The sequence below is a fragment of the Haloferax sp. ATCC BAA-644 genome (assembly GCF_000336975.1).
In the GTDB taxonomy this organism is placed as follows: Archaea; Halobacteriota; Halobacteria; order Halobacteriales; family Haloferacaceae; genus Haloferax; species Haloferax volcanii.
The window spans coordinates 1-18383 of sequence record NZ_AOLF01000018.1; the positions used below are offsets into that span (position 1 = coordinate 1).

Consider the following 18383-nt stretch of genomic DNA (forward strand, 5'->3'; position numbering starts at 1 on the left):
GCGCCATCAGAGATGTGTATAAGAGACAGGGCGACGGGCATGATGCTGTACATCACGGCCGCCGCGCCGGTCGTCGCGTGCTGCTGGCCGAGGAAGAGGAACACGTTGTTCGCCCCGAGGACGAACGCGGCGCTGGCGAGGATGCCGAGCGCGTCGGCGCGGGTCCGCGGGAGCCAGTAGCCGCCGCGGACGGCGACGAGCGTCAGGAGGACGACGGCGGCGACGTCGACGCGGAACGCCGCAAAGAGCACCGGCGGGACCGAGCCGATGGCCGCCTTGATTCCGACGAACGAGGTGCCGAACAGCGCCGCGGCCGCGACGAAGAGGACGAGGGTCCGGTGACGGCTCACGCCACCACCCCCCGCGCTGTGGCCGGCGTTCGATTCGCCGGACGGGCGCGGGAGGTGGAGTGCGGTCGACGCTCGGTGCGTGGACGGCGTAAGGGCGTCGTCTGTATCACAACACGTTCTGCGACTTCCGAAGTCATATGTCTAACGATTAGCCTCGTTGCAACACGATTCGAATATTCGAGACACGGTTTCACACGATTCGTTGACCAAACCGGGAGAGAAAATCTCATGGGTTGTGTTGTCACGAACCGCCGGGTCGAGCGGACGGTCGCGCCGCTCGGGGCGTCGAACTGTCGTCGAAAATCGGGAGACTGCGGTCAGTCGCGCTGTTCGGCTTCGACGCGGTCAGCGTGCTTTTCGAGGTCGGCTGCGAGCGTCCGGGCCTCCTCGGGCGACAGTGTCAGTTTGTCCGCGTGCGGCGCGAGCGCGTCGAGCTGCGTCCAGTCGAGTTCGAGTTCGAGGGTGATTTCGTCGGGGTGCTTCCGCGGCGAGGTGACGTTGCACACGGCGAACGCCGACTCCTCGAAATCGTGGCCCGTCGCCGACGCGTCGACGAGGTCCAGCGTCGTGTAGGCGTTGACCTTCAGGATTCGGTCTGGCATCTGTGAGTACTGTTTGGTGTCGTCCTAAATAGGTAGCGCGGCGGCGTCGTCACCGAGGCGACCCGCTCAGTCGTCGCTCGCGATGGGCGTGCCGTCGGCGCGGGTCGGCGCGGGGCTCGCGTCGAGGCCGTCGTCGTCGGCGTAGGGGTACCATGTGCGCTTCGTGTTGTGCATCATCGGGTCCTCGTAGCTGGTCTCTTCGGGTTCGACTAGTTCGGCCAGCTCCTCTTCGTCCGTCCGGGCGACGAACTCTCGGAACGTCTCGTCGCCCTCGCGGCGCTCCTCGAAGTTCGCGAGGAGGTTCTTGATGGCACCCGGCACCTCGTCGACGGGGACGCGCTGGGTGACCCACTCGGCGAAGTTGGGGTTCTCGCCGAGGCCGCCGCCGAGGCCGATGTCGAGCGCCTCGACCGGTTCGCCGTCCTTGCGGGTCTTCATGCCGCGGAGGCTGATGTCCGCAATCTGCGGCTGGGCGCAGGAGGCCGTACAGCCCGAGAGGTGGATGTGGAAGTCCTCGACGCCCGCGGGGAGGTCGACGTTCTCCTTGAGCCAGCGGGCGTAGCGGACCTGCCGGTTTTTCGTCTCCACGATGGAGAGCGAACAGAACTCGGTGCCCGTACAGGCGATGGAGCCGCGCATGAACGGGTGGGGGTCGGGCGAGTAGTGGTCGAGGAGGTCCTCGTCCTGCAGCGCGTCGAGCTTTTCTTCGGGCACGTCGGTGATGATGACGTTCTGGCGCTGCGTGATGCGAATCTCGCCGGAGCCGTACTCGTCGGCGACGCGGGCGAGTTCCTTCGTGTCGTCGACGCCCATGCGGCCGACGAGCACGTCGAGGCCGACGTAGTAGTTACCGTCGGCCTGCTCGTGGATGCCGACGTGGTCGGAGTGGCCGCCGTCGGCGTAGCCGGAGTTGTAGGAGTACTCCGAGCGCAGGTCCTCGCCGGCGGTCTCCAGCTCGAAGTCGACGTACTCCTCCTGGAGGACGTCGCGGAACTTCTCGGCGCCCCACTCGTCCATCAGGAACTTGATGCGAGCGTTGTAGCGGTTGTCGCGGTCGCCGTTCTCGCGGAACAGCGCGGAGATGGCTCCAGAGACCTCGGCCGCCTGCTCGGGCGTCACGAACACGTCGATGTCGCGGGCGAGCCGCGGCTCGTTCCGCGAGAGGCCGCCGCCGATGCGGATGTTGAAGCCCTTCGTCTCCTCGCCGTCTATCTCCTTGGTCGCGGGTTCGAGCGCGAGGTCGTTGATGTCGCCCTGACCGCAGCCCTCGCGGCAGCCGGTGACGGAGACCTTCCACTTGCGCGGGAGGTTCGAGTGGTCGTCGTTGCCCTTGAACGTCTCGTTGAGCTCCATCGCGACGGGGAGCGCGTCGACGTGCTCGTGTTTGTCCTTGCCGGCGACGGGACAGCCGACGATGTTGCGCCACGAGTCACCGCAGGCCTGCTGGGTCGACAGCCCGACCGATTCGAGCTTGTCGAAGATTTCCGGGATGTCCTCCAGCTTAATCCAGTGGAGCTGAATCGACTGGCGGGTCGTCCAGTCGACGTAGCCGTTGCCGAAGATGGGGTTCTCGGCGGGGCCGCGAGCGTACTCGTCTGCGACCTCCGCGACGACTTCGGTCTGGCCGGGCGTCAGCACGCCGTTCGGCGTCCCGATGCGCATCATGAAGTACGACTCCTGGCCGTTGCGCTGGTGGTACAGCCCCCACCATTTGAAGCGCTCGAACCAGGCGTCTCGCTCGTCTTCCGGGATGGAGTCCCAGCCCTGCTCGGCGAACTCCAGCAGGTGCTCTCGTATCTCGTTACCGTAGACCTCCGACTTCCAGCGTTCGACGTCCGTGGGCATTCGTATGACTATCCATATACGTGCCCACGTAAGGCCCCGAGCGTACCGTCAACCCTTCCCGGTGCTGCCCAAAAGAGGACAATGTTGCCTACTCGTCGTCGTCGCCGCGTCGAACCGGGAGCACGACCCGCTCGCGGTCGATATCGACGAATTCTCCCTCGCGGAGTCTGCCGACCGGGACCCAGCCGGGAACGCCCGTCTGGCCGCAGGCGATGCACTGGCCGTACACTTTCGCGGCGACGGTTCTGCCGTCCGCGCCGACATCGAGGACGTTCTCGACGACGAAGTCGGGAAGCTCGCACCCACAGAATGACGGGTCGTCGAGCCGCCAGAGCTCGCTCACGCTCACTTCTCTGGCGTCGTTCACGGAGACCCACGCCCCGTCGTCGAGGACGCGCAGGGAGACGCTCATACCCCACCCTCCGTGCTCCGGCTACCTATGCGGGACGGCGCCCGCAATCCCCGCGGGGGGAGCGCGACGGTCGCTTCGGCGGTCGTTCCACCGTAGTCGTGCGATTGTGGCCGAAATCCGCCGTCAGAGGTAGGGGCAACCCGTTCCGGTAGCCGGGAGTGGGGGTACACATTACAGGTGCGGATTCCCTTATGCGGGTTCGACCGGTACGTGGTGGTGATGAGTGACCACCGCACCGCCGTCCGACAACACGCCTCCGCCGACGTCGCCCCAGAGCTGTTCGAACCGACACGGGAGGGAAACGCATGACCGGCGAGGCAGAGCTCGAACCCGAATCCGAACTCGACCGCGAGGCCGACGCCGAGGCCGACCCGTCCGCCGAGGCGGACGACGAAGACCCCGCGGCCCACCTCAAAGACCTCGAAGACGGCGCGGGCTGCACCGAAATCTGGTCGCACCTCTCTGAGTCTCGCGAGGAGTAACCCGCCCGCCGACCGCCGGAACTCGCCCGTCCGAACTCCGCCTCCCGACCGCTCGCGCGCGAATCTCGCCTCTCGGGGAGACGTTTTTAAGCCCGAACGCGTTACCGATTCGTAGATGACGAACGACGAACGCCGACGAACGACCGAGGTTCCGGCCGACCGGCGCGAACCGGTCGGTGAACCCGTCGTCCGCGGCGACCCCGCCGTCACGGGCGACCGCGCCCGCGAGGCCGTCGGGTTCGACCCCACCGACCCCGACAGCCTCGCCGAGGCCGCCAGAACGGTTCGCTCGTTTTCGGAGTCCACCGCCGGCGACGACGACCACGTGTTCATGCTCCGCGGGGCTGCCGCCTGCGCCGCGCTCGTCCGCGGCGTCGGCTCCTACAAGCGCGCGGCCGAGCGCGCCGGCGGCGACGTGTCCGTCTCCTTCATCCGCAAGTGGGCCCGCGTCCACGACCTCCCGCAGTCGGTCCGCCGGCACGTCGCTCGCGGCCGCATCGCGCCCACGGCCGCAAAGCACATCGCCCGCGTCTCCGGCGACGCCCGACTCCACCTCGCGTGGGCGACGCTCGACGCCGGCTTGACCGTCCGCGAGGTCCGCCGCCTCGCCAGCGAGGTCAACGACGGCACGCCGGCCGTGGACGCCCTCGCCGACCACGGCGTCGACATCGGCCGGCTCGACGTGACGCTGCCGGCCGACGTGTACCTCGAACTCCGCCGCCGCGCCTCGCTCGAAGACACGCCGCCCGGCGACGTTGTCGCCGACGCGCTCGACGACTACCTCGACTGAAGGAACCGCGTCGCCGTCTCCCGAATCACCTCGCGCGCCACCTCGACTTCCGCCCATTCGACGGTCTCGTCCGGAAAGTGCGCCTGGTCGATGTCGCCCGGGCCGAACAGTACCGTCGGAATCCCCGCCTCGACGTAGTGCCGCGAGTCCGCCCCGTAGGTCGCGCCGACCGGCTCGTCGTCGCGGCCGTCGGCCCGGAGCGCCGCGCGCAACGACTCCACGACCGGCTCGTCGGCGTCGATTTCCGCCGGCTCGAACTGCACCGAAAACCGCTCGAACGCCGGCGGGTGCGCCGAGAGCCACTCGTCGTCGGCGGCGACGCGCGCCAGCCGTTCCTCGAACGCGGCTTCGACCTCTTCGACCGTCTCGCCCGGCGCGACGCCGAGTCGCCACTCCGCGGTGAGCGTCCCCGCGACGCTCGACGCCCACGTTCCCGCCTCGACGCGGCCGACGCAGACGGGCCACGGAATCGGGTAGTCGAAACGCGGGTGCTCGACCGCGTCGGTCCGCTCCGCTTCGAGGTCGAAAAACGCCGCCCGAATCGCCTCGAACTTCTCGATGACGTCCACTCCGCGCCACCGCGAGGCCGCGTGCGCCGTCCGCCCGGTCAGGTGGAGGCGCTTCATCACCGACCCCTCGGTGGCGACGACCGGCTTGAGCCGCGTCGGTTCGGAGACGACCGCGGCGTCCCGCTCGAAGGAATAGGGGTTGTCGAGCGCGGCCGCCGCGGCCCCGATACCGCCGTCTTCCTCGCCGGCGACGCTCTCGACCACGACCCGCCCGTCGAGGGCAACATCGCCCGCCGCCGCGGCGTCCCGGAGGTCGAGCGCGGCGAAGACGCACGCCGCGAACCCCGCTTTCATGTCGGCCGCGCCCCGGGCGCTGACGGTGCCGGCGTCGTCGTCCCAGTCGGGCAAATACGGGTCGTGGGACCACAGTTCTCTGTCGGCTGGTACCACGTCGACGTGGCCGTTGAGGACGATGGTCCGACCCGCGTCGGGGTCGCCGAACTCGACCACGCCGGCGACGCTCGGGCGGTTCGCGGTGTCGATGTCGTCGGGGTCGTCCGGGAACGACGGGTGTTCGGACAGACGCGCCGGGTCGGCGGTCCACTCGGAGGTCTCGAACCCGAAGTCGTGCAGGCGGTTTTTGACCCACTGCTGGGCCGGTGCTTCGGCGCGGGCGACGCTCTCGAACCGGAGTAGCGTGTCCACGAAGTCGCGCAGGTCCATATTGTGGGGGACGGGAACGGGGTACAAAGCAGGTGGGGGCAACGAAAATAAACGCTTATCAGTATCCCCATTTAAAGAAACTCCGAGGGCTGGTAGCTCAGTTAGGCAGAGCGTCTGGCTTTTAACCAGACGGTCGGGGGTTCAAGTCCCTCCCAGCCCGTTTCTGCGACGAGGTTCGTGCGGAGTGACGCGGCTCTCTGATTCCTACGTCTCCGAGTGATAGCTTCACCAAGCCGTGTTGCAATTGCGTTGGCTACTTCCACTCCGTGGCCGTCGTTCTTGTCAAACTGACACTTTGTGAGGGTATCTTTCTATCAGGAGAGCACCCCGCCCCTTAGGGCGGGAGTGAATCCGACGCTTCCCACGCAATCACCGTCGATTGCAGGCGGGATATTCAACGACAGGTCGGCTGAGCCCGGCCTGCGATTTTTCGCCTATTCGAGGTCGAGGAGCGTCGCGGCCTCGTCGAGGAACTCGGCGTACACCGACATCGCGTCTTCGATGGGTTCGGGCTCGGTCATGTCGACGCCGGCGGTTCGGAGCACGTCGAGGGGGTACTCGCTGCCGCCGAGCGCGAGTGCCTCGCGGTAGTCCGCCGCGGCCGACTCGCCCTCCTCGCGGATGCGCTCGACGATGGCCGCCGCCGCGGAGATACCCGTCGCGTACTGGTAGACGTAGTAGTTGTAGTAGAAGTGCGGAATCCGCTCCCACTCGCGGGCGATGCGGTCGTCGGTCGCCGCGGGCTCGTAGTACGTCGCCTTCAGGTCGCCGTACAGCTCGTCGAAGCGGTCGGGCGTGAGCGCGCCGTCGTTCTCGATTATCTCGTGAATCTGGAGTTCGAAATCCGCGAACATCGTCTGGCGGAACAGCGTCGAGCGGAACCGTTCGAGGTACTCGTCGAGGACGTGCGTCCGGAGTTCGTCGTCGTCGACGTTCTCCAAGAGGTACTCGGTGAGGAGCGTCTCGTTGACCGTGGAGGCGACCTCGGCGGTGAAGATGTCGTAGCTCGCGTCGTGCCACGGCTGGGCGTCGTTGGCGAGCTCGGAGTGCATCGAGTGGCCCAGTTCGTGGGCGAGCGTGAACATCGACGCCGCGTCGTCCTGGTAGTTCATCATGATGAACGGCTGGGTGTCGTAGGTGCCCGCGGAGTACGCCCCGGAGCGCTTGCCGCGGTTCTCGTACACGTCGACCCAGCGGTCCTCGAGGCCCTCGGCCATCCGCCGTTGATACGCCTCGCCGAGCGGTTCGACGGCCTCGACGATGTACTCCTTCGCCTGCTCGTACGGAATCTCGGGGCCGTGGTCGCCGGTGAGAGAGACGTACAGGTCCCACATCTTGAGTTCGTCCGCGCCGATGGCCTCCCGTTTCAACTCGGCGTGGCGGTGGAGGTGGTCGAGGTTGTCGCGGACGGTGTCGAGTAAGTTGTCGTACACCTCGACGGGGACGTTGGGGCCGTCGAGGGCGGATTCGCGAGCGGTCTCGTAGTCGCGGATGCGCGCGGTCTTCACGTCCTTCTTGACGCTGTTTTTCAGCGAGGTGCCGACGGCGTTGCGAACGTCGGCCCAGCGGTCGTAGAACTCCTCGTGGACGGTCCGGCGGAACTCGCGGTCGGGGTGTTTCTGGAGTTTCGTGAAGTTACCCTGCGTGATTTCGACCGACGTGCCGTCGGGCTGTTCGACGGTCGGGAACTCCAGGTCGGCGTTGGCGAGCATCGAGTAGATGTCGCTCGACGCGCCGGTCACGTCCGAGAGGTCGGCGAGGACTTCCTCGACCTCCGCGGAGCGGGTGTGTTCCTTCGTCCGGAGCACGTCGTCGAAGTAGTGCTCGTAGGCCGCCAGCTCGGGCTCTGCCTCGACGAACTCGTCGACGCCGTCGCGGCCGAGTGCCTGCAGTTCGGGGTCGAGGTAGCTGACCGCGCTCCGGGCTCTCGACGCGAGCGCCTCCGCGCGGCCGGCCTGCGCCTGGTACTCCTGGTTCCGGGTGTCCTGGCTACTGCGGAGGTTCGCGTAGGAGACGACCATCGACACCTCGCGGAGCACCTCCTCCATCGTCTCGAGGAGTTCGAGGAGCGTCTCGGGGTCCTCGGTGGCGCGGCCCTCGTAGCCCGCCAGTTCGGGAACGCGCTCTGCGACGTCCTCGTACGCTTCCTCCCACTCCTCGTCGGAGGCGTAGATGCTGTCGAGGTCCCACTTGTACTCCTCGTCGATGTCGCTCCGCTCGGGAACCGAACTCATGTCGGGTAATTTGACGCGCGCGCGGCTGGTAAGCCTTATCAATCGACGGGAAACGCGGGGTCGAGGAGGGCGGTCGCGCCGCGGTTAGTGTCGGGTCGCTCTCGCTTCTCGGACCTGCGAGCCGTCCCGGACTAAGTCCTCACAGTGCGGACAGACGCGGGGGGCGTCCATGCCCTCCGGGGCGAACACCCTGACGTAACCTTCCGTAACGAAAGAATCGCAGTTCTGACACGTAGGCATGGCGGTCGTGCGTACCACGTCAACTGAGTTAGATGTTGTGGGCGATTTTCGGCATCCGACACCGACCCCGACTCCGACCGCGGCGGGTCGCCCGAGTCGACGCGGCCCCCGGCGGCGCAAACCACTTTGACCGGCGGGCGTGTGGAACTGCCATGGACGACCTCTCTCCCGCGGTCCGCGAGGCGTTCGCCCGGACGTGGGTCGACGACCGCCCGTGGGCGTTCCTCACCGATTTGACCGCCATCGGCGACCGGATGGCCGGCGGACCGGGCGACCGCCGCGCGAGCACGCTCGTCGCCGACGCCCTCACCGACGCGGGCGTCCGGCGCGTCGAGTTCGACCCCTTCGAGATGGCGCGCTGGACCCGCGGTGACACGACGCTCGACCTCACCGCACCCGACGAACGGCGCTTCGAGGCCGTCGCGCTTCCGTACGCTCCCCCGGCGACCGTCTCCGGCCCGCTGGTCGATGTCGGCTACGGCACGCCGAGCGAAATCGACGCCGCCGACGTGGACGGCGCGCTCGCCGTCGCCAGCACGACCACCCCCGCAGGCGGCCGGTTCGTCCACCGGATGGAGAAGTTCAACTACGCAATCGACGCCGGCGCGGTCGGCTTCGTCTTCGTCAACCACGTCCCCGGCCAACTCCCGCCGACCGGGGCGCTCCGCTACGACGAGGAAGCCGCCGCCCCCGCGGTCGGCGTGAGCGCCGAAACCGGGTCGTGGCTGACCGACTACGCGGCCCGCGGCGGCGAAGCGACCCTCGCGGTCGACGCCGAGACGACGCCCGGCGAGAGCCGGAACGTCGAGGGTCGCGTCGGCCCCGACACCGACCGCGAACTCCTCCTGTGCGCCCACTTCGACGCCCACGATATCGCTGAAGGCGCGCTCGACAACGGCTGCGGCATCGCGGTCGTCGTCACCGCGGCGCGACTCCTCGCCGAGATGGACCTCGCTCTCGGCGTGCGCGTCGTCGGCGTCGGCGCGGAGGAACTGGGGCTAACCGGCTCCGAACACCTCGCGGACCGCCTCGACCTCGACCGCGTCGCCGCCGTCGTCAACGTCGACGGCGCGGGTCGGTTCCGCGACCTCGTCGCCCACAGCCACACCTCGGAGGCGACCGCCGCGGTGGCGACCCGCGTCGGCAACGAGACGCGCCACCCGGTCGACATCGAACCCGAACCGCACCCGTTCAGCGACCAGTGGCCGTTCGTCCGCGCCGGCGTCCCGGCGCTCCAACTCAGGAGCGAAAGCGGCGAGCGCGGCCGCGGCTGGGGCCACACCCACGCCGACACCCGCGACAAGGTCGACGACAGAAACGTCCGCGAACACGGGATGTTGACCGCGCTCATCGTCCGCGAACTCGCCGCGACCGCCGCCGACGGGGAGGTTCCACGCCTCGACGACGACGAACTCGCCGCGGCGTTCCGCGACGCCGACTTCGAGACGGGAATGAAGGCCGCGGGCATCTGGCCCGACGGCTGGGAGTAGCGCCGCTCAGTCGTCTTCGGCCGGCTCGGACCTCTCGCCGCCGTCGTCGGCGTCGCTGACTTCGACCGTCAGGTCCGCCGCTTCGAGCGCGCTTTCGGTCGCGGCCTCGACGACCATCCCGGCCCCGATGACGACGTGGAACATCCCGTAGACGAACGTCGGCACGGCCACGAGGAGGTAGAGCGCGAGGCCGGCGATACCCGTCATGCCGGCGAGAAAGCCGCCGACTGCGTTGCCGACGCCGATGATAAACAGGCCGAAGACGATGCGGAGGGTGGCGTCCCACGCGGTGGGTCGGTCCATGTATGAGCCGACTGCGAGCCGCGTGATGTGTCTATTGGTCGATACGTGGGACGGGGCAGCCGTGGGAACGCGGAACGGGGCCGGGGGGAGAAGTCGGTCCTCCGGGCGTCAGCACACCGCGAGCAGTTCGTCAAGCGAGTCGAGTTCGTAGGTCGGCTCGGCGGCCAACTGGTAGCCGTCGCGGTGCGGTCGGCGGATGAACGCCGAGTCGATGCCGGCGCGGTCGGCCGCGACCACGTCGACGTTGCTGTCACCGACGTAGAGCGCCGAATCGACGCCGAGTTCGCCCATGGCGCGCTCGATGTAGTGCGGGTCCGGCTTCTTCACCCGCGCGCCCTCGACGGTCGGGTCGCGGCCGTAGGCCACCTCGAAGCGGTCGCCGATGTCGAACACGTCCAGAATGTGCTCGATGGTCGCGTGTTGGTTGTTGCTCACGACCGCCAGCGGGTGGTCGATGTCGTCGAGGGCGACAACGTCGTCGTACAGCGGCTTCGTCCCGTTTTCCAGACACGCCCGCTGGGTCGCCGCGGCGTGGGTCTCGTGGCGCGACCAAAAGTCGTCGACCGGCACGTCGTGGACCGCGCAGATGCGGCGCAGGTGCGTGAGGCCGCCGTTGATGACGCCGTCGACCGTCTCGGTCGTCGGCTCCACGTCGAACTCGTCGAACGCCCGCCTGACCGCCTCCCGCTGGACTTCGAGCAGCGTCGGCTTCGTCAGCACGCCGTCGTTGTCGAAGATGACAGCGTCGTAGCACATGGTCGAACCGTTCGGCCTCGACCGACGATAACGTTGCTATGTGCGACCCCAACCGCTCCGGAGAGCTATTGACCCCTCACGCGTCGGTCAACCGCGGTCTTCGCCGTCGCCGACGCGTCTAGCATCGCCCGCCCGCTCGACTCCCTCGCGGATGCGCGAGCCGACACGCCAGCCGATGCGGTCCGCCAGCGCCCGCTCTTCGAACGCCGCCGCGGCGCTCTCGGCGGCCATCGCGTCCACGTCGAACTCGACTTCCGGGTAGTCGACCGCCGTGAGAAGGAGGGGCGTCGGCGGCGCGGGTGCGATGCCCTCGGGGCCGTCGAGGTGGTCGGGACCGAGCGCGTCGTCCACCTTCGAAAGCGGGGCCGCGCCCGACCCGACGGCGCGGACGAGCGAGATGAGTCGGCGGACGAGTTCGCGGGCGAAGCCGCCGGCCTCGACGCGCACGAGGAGGAAGTCGCCGTCGCGGGTCAGGTCGCCGTCGATGGTCCGAACCGTTCCGTGGTCGTCGGGCGTGAGGTTGTGGAAATCGTGGTCGCCGCGGCAGGCGTCGAAGGCGGCTTTCGCCCGGTCGTCGTCGAAGCCGTCGCTCGGGGCGTGGAGGTCGTAGACGTACTCGCGGCGGGCCGGCCGGTGCCGGGCGTGGAAGTCGTCGGGGGCGTCGGCGGCGGCCCACGCCCGGACCGTCCCCGGGAGCTCCGAGTTCAGCGCCCGCGGCGTACACCAGTCGGGACAGTCGAAGGCGACGGTCTGGGCGAGCGCGGAGACGCCCGCGTCGGTCCGTCCGGCGGCGGCGTAGCCGGTCGGTTCCTCGTCGTCGTCGCAGACGCCGAGCGCGCGGCAGGCGTCGAAGAGGGCGTCCTCGACGGTCGGCACGTCCGGCTGTCGCTGGAACCCGTGGTACGGGCGTCCGTCGTAGGCGACGCGGAAGGCGCGCATGCCGGGTGCTTGCCCGGCGGACTACTTAACCGACGCCACCCGCGCCGTCGCGGCGCGGTTCACTCCATCTCGCTCACTCGTCTTCGACCGGCGAGTCCTCGCTGCGGACGGAGAGCACCGGCACGTCGGCCAGTCGAAGCACGCGCTCGGTGACGCTCCCGAGCAGGTAGCGTTCGATGCCGCGGCGGCCGTGGGTGCCCATCACGATGAGGTCGGCGTCGACCTCCTCGGCGTACCGGAGAATCGCCCGGTGCGGCGAGCCGTGTTCGACGGCCGTGACGACCTCGACGCCGACCGGGTCGGCCGCCTCGACGACCTCGGAGACGATGCGCTCGCCTTCCTCCTCGTAGGCGCGGACGAGGCCGCCGGCGTCGAGTTGGGTCGCGTGGAGGGCGCGCTCGTCGACGACGTACAGCGCGTACAGCGTCGCGTCCGTCGCCGCCGCGAGGTCGATGGCGCGGTCGAGCGCCTCGTCGGCGGGGCCGCTACCATCCAGCGGGACGAGAATCCTGTCGTACATGTCGCTCGCCCGTACGACGGGCGGAAACAAAAGGGCGCGCGCCGGTATCGGGGCGCGGGAATCGCGGCGGCGATGGGGGCGTTCGGGAACGGAACGGCTTGCGTCGGCCTACTCGTAATCCTCGTAGGTCGGTGCGTCGCGGTCGCCGGGGAAGTCGTCGACGGCGACGGTGGTCTGGTCGCCGCTCGCCATGTCCTTGACGGTCACCTCGCCGTTTTCGAGGTCGCGCTCGCCGACGATGACGACCGTGTCGGCGTTGACGGAGTCGGCGTAGGACATCTGCGCGCCGAAGCTCCGGTCGGACACGTCGACCTCGACGACGTTGCCCGCCGCGCGGAGGTCGCGGGCGATGTCGGAGGCGACGCCGCGGGTGTCACCGACGGTGAGGAGGTAGTAGTCGGTCGCCAGCTCCTCGTCGGGCCAGACGCCGGCGCGCTGGCAGAGCAGTTGGAGCGTCGCGCCGCCGATACCGACGCCGACGGCGGGGGTGGGCTGGCCGCCGAACGACTCGATGAGGTCGTCGTAGCGGCCGCCGCCGAACGTCGCCCGCGACACGTCGCCCGTGGAGTCGAAGCACTCGAAGACGACGCCGGTGTAGTAGTCCAGCCCGCGGGCGGTCGAAAGCGACACCTCGCAGAACTCGCCCGCGCCGAAGTCGTCGGCGGCGGCGAGGACGTTCCGGAGGTTCTCGACCGCGGCTTCGACGTCGTCGCCGCCGAACGCCGCGATTTCGTCGAGGTCGCCGCGCTCGATGAGGTCTGCGAACTCGCCGGCTTGGTCGTACGAGAGGCCGGCGTCGGAGAGGAGGCCGAGGTACTCCGCGCGCTCGACCTTCTCGGACTTGTCGACGGCGCGGACCGCGCCGGCGACGTCCACGTCGGCGTCGAACGACCGGAGCAGGCCGCCGAGGATGTCGCGGTGGGAGACGCGGAACTCGAAGTCGTCGGCCGTGAGGCCGAGGTCGGTCAGCGCGTCGGCGCAGAAGGCCAGAATCTCGGCGTCGGCCTCCGGCTCCGAGGAGCCGAAGATGTCGGCGTTGGTCTGGTAGAACTCGCGGAAGCGACCCTGCTGGACCTGCTCGTAGCGCCAGAAGGGTCGGGTCGAGACCCACTTGATTGGCTTCGACAGCGCCTGCTGTTTGGCGACGACCATCCGGGCGACCGTCGGCGTCAGTTCGGGCGTGAGCGCGACCTCGCGGCCGCCTTTGTCCTCGAAGGCGTACAGCTCCTCGACGATTTCCTCGCCGGACTTGTCGACGTACATCTGGGTCCGTTCGAGGTGGGGCGTCCCGATTTCGCGGAAGCCGTAGCGAGCGGCGGCGGTCTCGACGGTGTCGACGACCTCGCGCCGGGCCGACATCTCGCCGGGGTAGAAGTCACGAAATCCCTTGAGTCGGTCGTACATGGGCGTTGGTTGGCGCAGGTCGCGCTTGAAACCTGTTGTTCGGGGCGACGGCGACTACCCGACGAGGGCGCGGAGCGCCGCCGCGTCGCCGAGGGCGATGAGCGAGACGCCGGCGACCGCGAGGACGGCGGCGACGAGGCGCGTGCCGAACCGCGCCTCCCGGAGGACGACCCCGCCGAGGACGACGGCGACGATGGCCTGCGTGTTGACGATGGGCGAGGCGACGCTCGCCGGCACCAGCCCGAAGGCCGTCGAGGTGACGTGTTCGCCGACGGCGACGAGCGCGCCCGCCGCGGCGAACTTCGGGAGGTCGCCGCGGACGCCCGGCCAGTCGCGGACCGCGACGGGCAGGACGGCGAGCGCCGCGCCGACGAACAGCACCGGGACGAACACGCTCGTCGGAATGCCGAGTTCCTGCAGGGCGACGCGTTTGCCCACGTCGCTGACGGCGTAACAGGCCGCGCTGGCGAGCGCGAGTTGGGCGGGCCGCGACCGGACGGCGCGCCGAAGCGGGTCGAGGAACGCCCCGCCCTCGTAGTTCGCGACGTAGACGGCGACGGTGGCGACCGCGACGCCGAGCACCTGCAGCCCGGTCAGAAACTGGTTCAGAAACAGGATTTCGATGGGGAGGACGAACACCGGGACGAGCTTGTTGATGGGCGCGACGTAGGACACGTCGCCGGCTTCGAGGGCGTCGACGAACAGGATGAGCGCGACGCCGACGAGAGCGGCCGTACCGGCGACGATTCCGACGCCCGTCGCGCCGAGTTCGGCCAGCGAGGGGACTGCCGCGGGGTCGTACGTCACCGCCGTGACCGGGAGGTACAGGAGGACGGCGAAGGCGTTGACGACGACCGTGAGAACCGCCCCGGAGTAGCCCGGGAAGTACCGCTTCAGGGCGAAGATGTAGACGCCCCAGACGAACGCGGCGAGAACGGAGTAGGCGATGCCGGGGTCCATGACTCACCCGGCGCGCGGCGGCGTGAAAAACGACGCGGTACGAACCGGGGGCGCGCCGGGGGAGCGGGTGGCCGGGACGGCGTCAGAACGCGGGGGCCGCCCTCAGCGCCGGCCGTGGACGTAGCTCTGGACGTGGTCCGGGAACACCTCGTCGACCGCCGCCTGCCCGTGTTCGGCGGCGATGAGGTGGCGGAGTTCGCCCTCGTAGTCGGCCTTCGGAATCTCCTCGGACGGGCCGGTCTCCACGTCGAGATGCGACTCGACGAGGCGGTCGACCGCGCCGCGGCCGAACCCCGAAAGCGGCGAGAGGTAATCGACGCCGTGGCGGTCTTCGAGGCTCTGGGCCTGCGCCCGCGAAATCGAAGGGACGCGGTCGTCGCGGCGGGTGCCGTCAGCGACGGCGTCGAAGTCGAGGCCGCAGACCGCTTCGAGCGCGTGTTCGTGGACGTGTTGGATGCCGCCGCGGGGGTAGCCGTCTTCGACCATCCGGGCGGTCGCCGCCGCCGCGACCTCGCGGTCGAGCTCCAGCGTCTCGAAGGCGTAGCCGAGTTCGGCCGCCGCGTCGCGGGCGTGCGTCCAGTCTTCCGTGACTCCGAAGTGGGCGGTCACGAGCGTCACGTCGTAGAAGGTGTCGAGAAGCAGCGCGGCGAGCGAGGAGTCCTTGCCGCCGCTGTAGAGGAGCGCGAGTTCCACGTCTTACCGGCGGCGGATGTTGAAGCTCTTCGACTCGGGCTGCAGCTCCTTCAGGAGCGCCTTCATCTTGTCGTCGTCGATGCGGCCCTGAATGCGCCCGCTCTGGGCGAGGGCGACGATTTGGCGTTCGACCTGCTCCGCGAAGTCCGGCTTGGACATCTGCACGGCGTTGAGGCGCTGGCGGGCCTCGTCGGTCAGATGCTGTTTGAGAAGCGCCTGTTTCTGCTGTTCGGCGCGCTGTTGGGCCTCCTCGGCCTGCTGTTGCTCCGCGGAGCCCTGTCCGCCGCCGCCCCGCTGTTCTTGGAGTTCCTGCATCTTCTTCTTTCGAAGCTCCTCCAGTCGCTCATCGTCGGGACTGCCACTCATACCCTAGCGCACGGTCCGATGTCTGAAAACCATTACGGACCCGCATACCGACGGCTCTGGGGGACTCGGCGGTCGAAGAAGAACTCTCGGTGTGTGTCGGCGGCTCTACGCGTAGCGTTCGAGTTCCGGACGGTCGAGGTCGGACAGCACGTCGGACGCGGCGTTGTCGAGGAAGCTCGTCCCCTCGGCGGTGATGCGGCGACCCTCGCCCTTGGCGGTCTCGACGAGGCCCTCTTCTTCGAGCTGCTGGAGGAGCGTGCGGATGATGTTCTTGCTGCCGGCGTCGCTGTGCGCACCGGAGACGCTGTATCGGTTGGAGCCGCGCTTGAGGCCGCCGTACTCGGTCGAGAGACGGTCGACGCCGACGGGGCCGTTCATGGCGACCTTGCGGAGCAGGCTCGCGCCGCGGACGTACCAGAAGTCGTCCTGCTGGGGCGGGAGCTCGCGGGTCTGGCCGCTCTTCGCGAAGGCCATCCAGTCGGGTTGCTCGATACGGTCCTCGAGTCGTCCGGCGACCTCCTCGATGAGGGCGTCCGCCGGGACGTCATAGATGGTTACCATGGCTATTGGTTCATAATCGCGGCGTTTAAAGGCATCGTATTCGCCCGATACGGGCGGTTGGAGGCTCCTGCGCCCCGACCGGCGTGCGCCGGGGTGACAGCCCGTATCGCGCCGTCAGGACCGCCACCCGCGCGCGCTCTCCGTGCTCATCACGAGGCCGCCGAGGACGACGGGCACCCAGTAGATGAACCCGCGGAAGACGACGACGCCCGCGGTCGCCACGTCGAACGAGACGGCGGAGCTCGCGGCCGCGACGAGGATGGCGAGCGTCCACTCGATGCCGCCAGCGCCGCCGGGAAGCGGCGTCACGCCGGCTATCGCCCCGATGGGGACGACGAACAGCGCGATGGAGAAGGCGATGGGCGCGCCGATAGCGTGGAACGCAACCCAGAGCGCGACCATCTGGCAGCACCATCCGATTCCCGACAGACCGAGTGCGACCGCCAGCCCCCGCGGGTTCCGGCCGACGCGCTCGATGGAGCGGAAAAAGCCGTTGATGCGGCGCTCGATGCCGTCGTTCGACGGCACCGATACCCGCGGGACGTACCGCGAGATGGTTCGGATAACCGGCGTCAGCGCGCCGATGAGCCGGCGTTCGAGGTCGTAGCGGCGTTTCCACGCGGTGTAGACGGCCGCCGGCACGCCGACCGCGAGGCCGACCACGGCGACGAGCGCGATTTCGAGGTTGCGGCCGAGCGTCACCTCCGTGGCGTAGTAGCCCGCGCCGATGAGCGCGATGGTAATCGAGGGGACGAAGTTGATGGTGTCCACGCTGGCGATGGCCGCCAGCCCGGTCTCGTACTCGGTGTCGGCGCTCCGGGAGATGAGCAGCGCGGTCACGGGCTCGCCGCCCGCCTGCCCGAACGGGGTGATGTTGTTCGAGAACGTCGCGCCCGTGAAGATGAGAAACGAGCGGACGAGCGAGACGTCCACGCCGAGCACGCCGAGGACGGTCTTCAGCGATGCCCCCCACGAGACGAGCCACACGAGCGTGATGACGAGGATGGCGGCCAGGTAGGTCGGCTCGGCCATCGTCACCCGGTCGACGAGTTCGTCCACGCCCGCGAAGTAGAACAGGACGGCGAAGACGGCGATTGCCGCTGCGAAACCGAGCACCGTCGCGCGGAGGTTCTCGCGGGCCATTTGCTGGGGATGCGTCTACGACGGGCATTAAGTCACCGGATTCGACGGCGGACAAACAGGTCCCGGGTCGCCGCCGTCACCGACTCGCGGCCCGCCCCGCCGCTCGCTGGCGGATAGATGGACATTTCCGCTCCGCCCGACACGTTCGGCTATGGACGAGCGCGCCGCCCTCAGACTGCTCGCCGCGGACCTGCCGGACGCCGGCGACGACGCCGCCGTCGTCGACGACCTCGTCGTCACGACCGATATGCTCCACGAGACGACGGACTTCCCCGCGGGGACGACCCGCTACACCGCCGGCTGGCGGGCCGTCGGCGCGTCGCTGTCGGACGTGGCCGCGATGGGCGCGAGCGCCACCTGCGCCGTCGCCGCCTACGCCGCCGTCGAACTCGACGAGACTGAACTCGGGGATTTCGTCCGGGGCGCGCGGGACGTCTGCGAGGCGGTCGGCGCGGCGTACGTCGGCGGCGACCTCGACACCCACCGGGAGTTCACCACGGCGACGACGGCCATCGGCCGCACCGACGACCCGGTTCGCCGCTCGGGCGCGGTCCCGGGCGACCTGCTCTGCGTCACGGGCGAACTCGGCAGGTCTGCCGCCGCCGTCCGCCTGTTCGAAGCGGGCGAGACCGTCCGCGCGAACGACCTGTTCCGGTTCACGCCCCGCGTCGCCGCGGGCGTCGCCCTCCGCGGGTCGGCCACGGCGATGATGGATTCGAGCGACGGCCTCGCCCGGTCGGTCCACCAGCTCGCGGAGGCGAGCGGCTGCGGGTTCGAACTCGACTTCGACGCGCTCCCGGTCCACGACGCCGTCGACGAAGTCGCGACCGATTCCGACGACAGACGCGACCTCGCGGCGTTCTTCGGCGAGGACTTCGAACTCGTCTGTACGCTCCCCGAGTCGGCGCTCGACGCCGCCCGCGAGGCGACCGACGTACCGCTCACGGTGGTCGGGAACGTCGTCGAGGAATCGGAATCCGCCGAGGCCGTCGTCGCCGACGGCGAGGCCGTTCCGGACCGCGGTTACACCCACGGCGGCGACGAATAGCCGGCGGCATTGG

20 protein-coding genes and 1 tRNA gene are annotated in these 18383 nt (G+C 69.0%); 5 read left to right on the forward strand and 16 right to left on the reverse strand.

The features are described 5' to 3' along the window. From C458_RS08200 to C458_RS08215, 4 genes are all read right to left on the reverse strand, one after another. The coding region (locus C458_RS08200) for an EamA family transporter (protein WP_008574756.1) at positions 1-350 on the reverse strand (350 nt) is incomplete at its 3' end. Positions 351-667: 317 nt separating this feature from the next. After that, entirely contained in the window at positions 668-952 is a 285-nt protein-coding gene (locus C458_RS08205) for a DUF6360 family protein (protein ID WP_008574757.1), read from the reverse strand. Positions 953-1018: 66 nt separating this feature from the next. Further along, complete coding sequence (locus tag C458_RS08210) at positions 1019-2797, reverse strand: nitrite/sulfite reductase (RefSeq protein WP_008574758.1); 1779 nt, start codon at positions 2795-2797, stop codon at positions 1019-1021. Positions 2798-2885: 88 nt separating this feature from the next. Then, positions 2886-3209: a hypothetical protein gene (locus tag C458_RS08215; RefSeq protein ID WP_008574759.1), complete on the reverse strand. Its 324-nt coding sequence runs from the start codon at positions 3207-3209 to the stop codon at positions 2886-2888. 305 nt (positions 3210-3514) lie between these two features. Here C458_RS08215 and C458_RS18420 point away from each other — a divergent pair, with 305 nt between their 5' ends. Continuing rightward, positions 3515-3691 (forward strand): hypothetical protein, encoded by a 177-nt coding sequence (locus tag C458_RS18420; protein ID WP_008574760.1) that lies wholly within the window; start codon positions 3515-3517, stop codon positions 3689-3691. A 115-nt stretch (positions 3692-3806) separates the two neighbouring features. Then, positions 3807-4481 carry a hypothetical protein gene (locus C458_RS08220; protein WP_004063041.1) on the forward strand — a complete coding sequence of 225 codons (675 nt, stop codon included), beginning with the start codon at positions 3807-3809 and terminating at the stop codon, positions 4479-4481. On the opposite strand, the gene C458_RS08225 is transcribed toward C458_RS08220, so the two are convergent. Further along, positions 4469-5713 (reverse strand): M20/M25/M40 family metallo-hydrolase, encoded by a 1245-nt coding sequence (locus tag C458_RS08225; protein ID WP_008574761.1) that lies wholly within the window; start codon positions 5711-5713, stop codon positions 4469-4471. The two genes, C458_RS08220 and C458_RS08225, sit on opposite strands and share 13 nt — an antisense overlap. A gap of 86 nt (positions 5714-5799) precedes the next feature. Here C458_RS08225 and C458_RS08230 point away from each other — a divergent pair. Beyond that, positions 5800-5873, forward strand: a tRNA-Lys gene (locus tag C458_RS08230). Between the two features lie 274 nt (positions 5874-6147). Here C458_RS08230 and pepF read toward each other — a convergent pair. After that, the gene (gene pepF, locus C458_RS08235; protein WP_008574762.1) at positions 6148-7947 is read right to left on the reverse strand and encodes an oligoendopeptidase F; all 1800 of its coding nucleotides are present in this window, start codon (positions 7945-7947) and stop codon (positions 6148-6150) included. 392 nt (positions 7948-8339) lie between these two features. Between pepF and C458_RS08240 the strand changes: the two genes are divergently transcribed. After that, positions 8340-9677, forward strand: a complete 1338-nt coding sequence (locus C458_RS08240; RefSeq protein ID WP_008574765.1) for a M28 family metallopeptidase — start codon at positions 8340-8342, stop codon at positions 9675-9677. 6 nt (positions 9678-9683) lie between these two features. On the opposite strand, the gene C458_RS08245 is transcribed toward C458_RS08240, so the two are convergent. The 10 genes from C458_RS08245 to C458_RS08290 form a co-directional block, all read right to left on the reverse strand. Beyond that, on the reverse strand, positions 9684-9980 hold the full coding sequence (locus tag C458_RS08245; RefSeq protein ID WP_008574766.1) for a hypothetical protein: 297 nt from the start codon (positions 9978-9980) through the stop codon (positions 9684-9686). Positions 9981-10088: 108 nt separating this feature from the next. Then, positions 10089-10736 (reverse strand): HAD family hydrolase, encoded by a 648-nt coding sequence (locus C458_RS08250; protein WP_008574768.1) that lies wholly within the window; start codon positions 10734-10736, stop codon positions 10089-10091. Positions 10737-10823: 87 nt separating this feature from the next. Next, on the reverse strand, positions 10824-11675 hold the full coding sequence (gene truA / locus C458_RS08255; RefSeq protein WP_008574772.1) for a tRNA pseudouridine(38-40) synthase TruA: 852 nt from the start codon (positions 11673-11675) through the stop codon (positions 10824-10826). Between the two features lie 73 nt (positions 11676-11748). Beyond that, entirely contained in the window at positions 11749-12195 is a 447-nt protein-coding gene (locus tag C458_RS08260) for a universal stress protein (RefSeq protein WP_008574775.1), read from the reverse strand. 108 nt (positions 12196-12303) lie between these two features. Continuing rightward, positions 12304-13599 carry a histidine--tRNA ligase gene (gene hisS / locus C458_RS08265; RefSeq protein ID WP_008574776.1) on the reverse strand — a complete coding sequence of 432 codons (1296 nt, stop codon included), beginning with the start codon at positions 13597-13599 and terminating at the stop codon, positions 12304-12306. Between the two features lie 54 nt (positions 13600-13653). Then, entirely contained in the window at positions 13654-14559 is a 906-nt protein-coding gene (locus C458_RS08270; protein ID WP_008574778.1) for an EamA family transporter, read from the reverse strand. Positions 14560-14661: 102 nt separating this feature from the next. After that, complete coding sequence (locus C458_RS08275) at positions 14662-15252, reverse strand: hypothetical protein (protein WP_004063031.1); 591 nt, start codon at positions 15250-15252, stop codon at positions 14662-14664. A 3-nt stretch (positions 15253-15255) separates the two neighbouring features. Continuing rightward, positions 15256-15618 carry a DNA-binding protein gene (locus C458_RS08280; RefSeq protein WP_004041739.1) on the reverse strand — a complete coding sequence of 121 codons (363 nt, stop codon included), beginning with the start codon at positions 15616-15618 and terminating at the stop codon, positions 15256-15258. A 105-nt stretch (positions 15619-15723) separates the two neighbouring features. Next, a complete protein-coding gene (locus tag C458_RS08285; RefSeq protein WP_004041740.1) occupies positions 15724-16179 on the reverse strand; it encodes a 30S ribosomal protein S19e in 456 nt (151 codons plus the stop codon). A gap of 114 nt (positions 16180-16293) precedes the next feature. After that, the gene (locus C458_RS08290) at positions 16294-17322 is read right to left on the reverse strand and encodes a lysylphosphatidylglycerol synthase transmembrane domain-containing protein (RefSeq protein WP_008574783.1); all 1029 of its coding nucleotides are present in this window, start codon (positions 17320-17322) and stop codon (positions 16294-16296) included. Between the two features lie 151 nt (positions 17323-17473). Here C458_RS08290 and thiL point away from each other — a divergent pair, with 151 nt between their 5' ends. Continuing rightward, complete coding sequence (gene thiL / locus C458_RS08295) at positions 17474-18370, forward strand: thiamine-phosphate kinase (protein ID WP_008574785.1); 897 nt, start codon at positions 17474-17476, stop codon at positions 18368-18370. Positions 18371-18383: the final 13 nt, after the last annotated feature.